The following is a 6,015-nucleotide window of genomic DNA, read 5'->3' as shown; positions in this document are numbered from 1 at the left end:
GGAGACGCCCTCTTCCGGGGTGAGCAGATCAATCTGCGCGGTGCCGTCTGCCATGGGGCGCAGGATGGCCGGGGCGGGCAGGCGGGTGGAGCGGATGCGGGTGCGGATTTCGATTTCCTCACCGGGGGTGAGGGGGGAATCGCCCAGCCAGTTGATTTCACGCACCGGAACGGTTCGCTTAGCCAGCGCCTCTTTGGGGCCAACCACCACCTGCCGGGCATCAGGATCAAGGCGCACAACGTAGAGCGGCGTGGTGAGGCCGCCGATGCCAAGGCCGCGACGCTGGCCGATGGTGTAGTGGATCACGCCCTTGTGGTCGGCCAGTTTGTTGCCTTCAAGGTCAACGATTTCACCCGGCTCGCCCGCGCCGGGGCGCAGCTTTTCGATCACCGCGGCGTAGTTGCCATCGGGGACGAAGCAGATGTCCTGGCTGTCGGGCTTCATGGCGACGGGCAGGCCGTGCTTTTCGGCCAGGGCGCGGGTTTCGGCCTTGGATTTCAGGTGGCCAAGCGGGAAGCGCAGGTAGGCCAGCTGTTCGGGCGTGGTCGAGAACAGGAAGTAGCTTTGATCCCGGCCCGGATCGCCGGCCATGTGAAGCTCGGGGCCGGCCGCGCCCTCGATCCGCTGGATATAGTGGCCGGTCGCCATGCAATCGGCCTCAAGGTCGCGGGCGGTTTCGAGCAGGTCCTTGAACTTCACCCGCTCGTTGCAGCGGATGCAGGGCACAGGGGTGGCGCCCGCAAGGTAGCTTTCGGCGAACTCCTCGATCACCGCGTCCTTGAAGATGTTTTCGTAGTCGAGCACGTAATGTGGGAAGCCCATGGTTTCGGCCACGCGCCGGGCATCGTGGATATCGACACCGGCGCAGCAGGCCCCCTTTTTGGCCAGCGCCGCGCCGTGATCGTAAAGCTGGAGCGTAACGCCGACCACGTCATATCCCTCGGCGGCCAGTTCGGCGGCAACGACCGAGCTATCGACGCCGCCGGACATGGCGACCACCACGCGCGTGTCGGCGGGGGGCTTGGCAAAGCCCAGAGAATTTACTGGATGATCGCGCATGGGGACTCACTTCATGGAACAAGCCCGGAATATAGGAAAATCCTAAGCACTCTCAAGGGTCGCTTCACGCCTCATTAATCAGCGGGCGGGTAGTGTCAGGGGTATTCCAGCGGATGAAGAGACCAACCATGTTCCTCAAGCGCATAGATGGCCCGAGAGCAGTCACGCTCCCAGATGGCACTGTAATGACCCGGGCGGACCTGCCTTCGCCAGAGACTCGACGCTGGGTTGCCAGCCGCAAGGCGGCGGTGGTTCGAGCGGTGTCTTACGGGTTGCTAAACCTTGATGAGGCAAAGGAAATGTATGACATTTCCGATGAAGAATATGAGGGTTGGGCACAGGCCGTTGAGCGCCATGGGGAGCAGGCGCTCAAGGCGACCAGCGTGCAGAGGTTTCGCTAGGTGGCTGGGCGATGTGCGGCGGGCAGGGCTTGGCGGTTGTCAGGAAGCCTGTCGCGCTGAAAACCGGGTGCCACGGCCTGTCACGTTGCTGGCGCGGGGGTTTAACTTTTTCTCTTTTAGTTACAATCGCAGACATATCGGGTGCGCAAGAGGGGTGCACCAGCTGTGACTCGGCTTAGGCCGTGGGGAACGTCCCTCACCGATGCGCCCGTCGCACCTGGCATTGCGCGCCGTGACAGGAGCCTCAGCCTGCGCCGATCATCAGGCTCTTGAGGGCGGCGGCAGGGTCATCCTCTCCCCAGATTTCGGGGCCAATGCCGAAGAAATCGGTGACAGGGGCAAGGGCGGTTACGCGGCCAGCCGTCAGGCCGCCTTCAGCCACCACGGGCAGTTCAACGACCTGGCTCCACCACTCAAACACCTCATCCTCGGCCACCGCGCCATCGCCCAGCGCCGTGGCGCTGACCGGGCCAAAGCTGATGTAATCCGCACCAGCCTCACCAGCGTTCAGCCCCTCATGGCGTGACGTGCCGCAAAAGGCACCCACAACCGCATCATCGCCGATTGTTTTGCGGGCAAAGCGCACAGAGCGGGCCCCGTCGGTGAGATGAACGCCATCCAGCCCCAACCGCTCCACCATTTGCACATGGCTGTCGATCACCAAAGCGATGTCGCGGGCGTGGGCCACTTCGCGCAGCGCATCGGCGGCGCGGGCGATGTCATCCTCATCGGTGGAGGCCATCGCAAGGCGGATGCAGGCCACGTCAACCGCATCAAGAACCTGAGATAGTGCTTTAGGAAAGCTAGATAATTCGAAGGTTGGCGGGGTGATGAGATAGATCTGCGGGGCTTCGGGCTCGGTGGCCTCGGCGGCATTTGGGGTGCTGGCCATTTCGTGGCTCCTTGGTCTTTGCTGCCCCGCCCTATACCGGGGTTTTCAACGCTTGGCTACTTTGCCGATGGCGCGGTGGTACAGGCCGAGCCCGCGATCCTTGCGCCTTACCCACGCCAAGCGTATCACGCGCAGCAGATCGCGTCTCACCCCGTTGAAAGGCTTCCGATAATGGCCGAAATGCCCGTTTTTGTGCTTGTGCGCCCTCAGATGGGCGAAAACATCGGCTCTGCCGCGCGGGCGATGTGGAACTTTGGGCTGGATCGGATGCGCCTTGTCAGCCCGCGGGATGGCTGGCCCAACAGCCGGGCGACGGCGCTAGCCAGCGGCGCGGGGCGGGTGCTGGACGGGGCGGAGCTGCATGAGAGCGTGGCCGAGGCGGTGGGCGATTGCACCACGGTTTATGCCACCACGGCGCGCAGCCGCGACCTGACCAAACCGGTGCTCACCCCGGCAGAGGCGATGGCCGATGCCCGCGCCCGCGTGGCGAGCGGGGAGCGGGTGGCGGTGATGTTTGGCCCCGAGCGGGCGGGCCTTGAAAACGAGGATGTGGCGCGTGCGACCCACATCATCACGGTGCCGGTGAACCCTGAGTTCTTTTCGCTCAATCTGGCGCAGGCGGTGCTGCTCAACGCCTATGAATGGGGCCGCGAAGAGATGCCGCAGGGCCAGAGCCTGGACGCGCCCGCTGCCTCGGTGATCGAGGTTGAAAAGCTGGCGGATCGTTATGAGCAAAGCCTTGAAGACGCAGGGTTTTTCTTCCCCCCCGAGAAGGCGCAGGGGATGAAGGTGGTGCTGCGCAATATGTGGTCGCGGCTGGGGTTGACGCGGGGCGATGTGCAGATGTTGCACGGTGCCCTGAAGCAGCTGATGCGCGGCAAGTCTTGAGCATCAACGCGCCCCGCGCTACCTGAGAGCGGGTAAGGGAGACGACATGGCCGGAAAACGCAGCATTTTCGAGGATGTGGACGCAGGCGAAACCACCCGCCCAAGCCGCGAAACCGGGGTGATTGACCGCTCCGCAAAAAGCACCGGGCGCCGCGCCATTCGCGGCTGGCTGATCCTGCTGTTCGCGATGGTTTTTGCGATGATCCTGATTGGCGGGCTGACGCGGCTCACCGATAGTGGCCTGTCGATCACCGAGTGGAATGTGATCAAGGGGGCGATCCCGCCGCTGAGTGCCGCCGATTGGGCGCTGGCCTTTGAAAAATATCAAACGATCCCGGAATTTCAGTTGCAAAACAGCGAGATGACGCTGGCTGAGTTCAAGGGGATTTACTGGTGGGAATGGGGGCATCGCCAGTTTGGCCGCCTCATGGGCCTCGTTTGGGCGATCGGGTTTGTGTATTTTCTGGCCCGCCGCCAAGTGCCTGCGGGCTGGGTGCCGCGCTTGCTGATCCTCGGGCTTCTCGGCGGGCTGCAAGGGGCCGTTGGCTGGTGGATGGTGCATTCTGGCCTGTCGGGCGAGATGCTGGATGTGGCCTCTTACCGGCTGGCGGCGCACCTTGGCATGGCCTTTGCGATCCTCGGGATCATCACATGGTCGATCCTCCAGCTTTCCCGCCCGGAGCGGGATTTGATGCAGGCGCGCCGCAGCCGCGAGCGCAAGCTGTTTGGGCTTGGCACCGGGGTGATGCATTTGGCCTTCGTGCAGATATTGCTGGGCGCATTGGTGGCTGGCATCGACGCGGGCCGCAATTACCACGATTGGCCCTTGATGGCGGGCAGTTTCACGCCGCCTGGCATGTGGGATATCGAGCCGGTCTGGCGCAACCTTTTTGAAAATGACGGCACGGTGCAGTTCATTCACCGGATGGTGGCGTACCTGCTCTTTGCCTTTGGCATTTTCGTCTGGTCGCGGGGGCGGCGCTCGGCGTTCAAGGTTACGCGCCGCGCGTTTGACTGGATGGCGGTTTTACTGTTGGGCCAAGTGGTTATGGGCATCGTCACGGTGATGCATTTCTCGCCTTGGTATCTGGCGATTGCGCATCAGGGCATGGCGGTTTTGCTTTGGGTTTTCATTATTCGAGCGCGGTTTCTTGCGGGCTATCCGCGGGCGGGCACGCTTCGGGAAGGGCTATAAACATGGCGGCTTTTGATGATCTGATGCTGTTTCAGCGCGATACCGAGGCGCTGGGGCAGGTGGCCGGGCGGCTTGGCTGGGATCAGGAAACGGTGATGCCGCGCGGCTCCGCCGAGCAGCGCGGCGATGAGATGGCGGCGATTTCCGGGGTGCTGCACGCAAGGCGCACCGATTCGCGCCTTGGCGACTGGCTGGCAGAGGCCAAGGCCCCCGATGCGACCGGAGAGGCCATGCTGCGCCATATTCGCCGCAGCTATGACCGTTCAACCAAAGTGCCCGCGCGGCTGGCGGCTGAACTGGCCCGTGTGACCTCGATCGCGCAGGGCAAATGGGCCGCGGCGCGGCAGGACGAGGACGTTGCCGCCTTTGTGCCGGTGCTGGATGAGGTGCTGGCGCTCAAGCGTGAGGAAGCCGCCGCGCTGGCGGGGGGCGGCGATTTATATGATGCGCTGCTCGATGATTATGAACCTGGTGCCAAGGCGGCCGATCTTGAGGCGATGTTTGGCGCGTTGCGCCCGCGCCTGGTGGCGCTGCGCGAAGCTATTCTGGGCAGTGCCCACCAGCCTGCCACGCTGGAGGGCCATTTTGCCGAGACGCCCCAGATGGAGATGGCGCGCACCCTTGCGGCGGCCTTTGGCTTTGATTTCAACCAAGGGCGGATCGACAAGGCGGTGCATCCGTTTTCCAGCGGCTCGGGCGCAGATGTGCGCATCACCACCCGCACCGATGAGAGCGATCCGTTCAACTGCGTCTACTCCACCATCCACGAGGTTGGGCACGCCTGCTATGAGCAGGGCATCGCGCCTGAATATGCGCTCACGCCCTTGGGGCAGGGGGTTTCGATGGGGGTGCATGAAAGCCAGAGCCGCATCTACGAAAACCAGATAGGGCGCTCGCGCCCCTTCAACGGCTGGCTGCATGACCAGATGACCGAGGCTTTCGGTGCGCTTTCGGTGAGTGATGCCGAGGCATTTTACGGTGCGGTCAACAAGGTGAAGCCGGGCTACATCCGCACTGAGGCCGATGAGGTGCAGTATAACCTGCACGTTTTGCTGCGCTTTGATCTTGAGCGCGAATTGGTTGCCGGGCGGCTTGAGGCGGCGGATCTGGAAGAGGCGTGGAACACCCGTTTTGAGACCGATTTCGGCTATCCGGTTGATAAGCCCTCAAACGGTTGCTTGCAGGATGTGCATTGGTCGGTGGGGTTGCTTGGCTACTTCCCGACCTATTCGCTTGGCAACGTATATGCGGGCTGCCTGATGCAGGCGATCCATGAGGCGGTGCCAGGGGTCGATGAGGCGCTTGCCAAGGGCGATACATCGCCTGCGACCACATGGCTGCGCGAAAACCTGCAACAGCACGGTGGCCTGCGCACGCCGCGTGACACGATTGAGCACGCCTGCGGCTTTGCGCCCACCGAGGCGCCTTTGCTGGACTATCTCGAAGCGAAGTTTGGCGAGATTTACCGCCTTTAGGGAGGTTTGCCCGCTCTGCCGTTCTTGTGCGGGGCCGTCTTGTGCGGGCGGTTATTTTTGCCAGTCGGGGGGGCGCTTTTCGATGAAGGCGGTGATGCCCTCATC

The 6,015-nt window shown here is 63.0% G+C and carries 6 protein-coding genes; 4 read left to right on the top strand and 2 right to left on the bottom strand.

Annotated features, from left to right (window positions below):
- Positions 1–1,059, bottom strand: a 1,059-nt coding sequence (gene mnmA / locus P1U55_RS15545; protein ID WP_301048552.1) for a tRNA 2-thiouridine(34) synthase MnmA, incomplete at its 3' end; no start/stop codon positions are given.
- Between the two features lie 128 nt (positions 1,060–1,187).
- Between mnmA and P1U55_RS15540 the strand changes: the two genes are divergently transcribed.
- Entirely contained in the window at positions 1,188–1,460 is a 273-nt protein-coding gene (locus P1U55_RS15540; RefSeq protein ID WP_301048551.1) for a DUF1153 domain-containing protein, read from the top strand.
- 244 nt (positions 1,461–1,704) lie between these two features.
- Here P1U55_RS15540 and P1U55_RS15535 read toward each other — a convergent pair whose 3' ends face one another.
- Entirely contained in the window at positions 1,705–2,352 is a 648-nt protein-coding gene (locus tag P1U55_RS15535; RefSeq protein ID WP_301048550.1) for a thiamine phosphate synthase, read from the bottom strand.
- Positions 2,353–2,523: 171 nt separating this feature from the next.
- Here P1U55_RS15535 and P1U55_RS15530 point away from each other — a divergent pair, with 171 nt between their 5' ends.
- From P1U55_RS15530 to P1U55_RS15520, 3 genes are read left to right on the top strand one after another with little or no spacing between them, the layout of a single operon-like run.
- A complete protein-coding gene (locus tag P1U55_RS15530; protein ID WP_301048549.1) occupies positions 2,524–3,240 on the top strand; it encodes an RNA methyltransferase in 717 nt (238 codons plus the stop codon).
- Positions 3,241–3,286: 46 nt separating this feature from the next.
- The gene (ctaA, locus tag P1U55_RS15525) at positions 3,287–4,435 is read left to right on the top strand and encodes a heme A synthase (protein WP_301048548.1); all 1,149 of its coding nucleotides are present in this window, start codon (positions 3,287–3,289) and stop codon (positions 4,433–4,435) included.
- Between the two features lie 2 nt (positions 4,436–4,437).
- A complete protein-coding gene (locus tag P1U55_RS15520) occupies positions 4,438–5,910 on the top strand; it encodes a carboxypeptidase M32 (protein ID WP_301048547.1) in 1,473 nt (490 codons plus the stop codon).
- The last annotated feature ends 105 nt before the right edge of the window (positions 5,911–6,015 follow it).

The sequence above is a fragment of the Vannielia sp. genome (assembly GCF_029212645.1).
Classification (GTDB): domain Bacteria; phylum Pseudomonadota; class Alphaproteobacteria; order Rhodobacterales; family Rhodobacteraceae; genus Vannielia.
The sequence above is the reverse complement of the archived record's forward strand: the minus strand, read 5'-3'. Positions and strand labels throughout refer to the sequence as shown.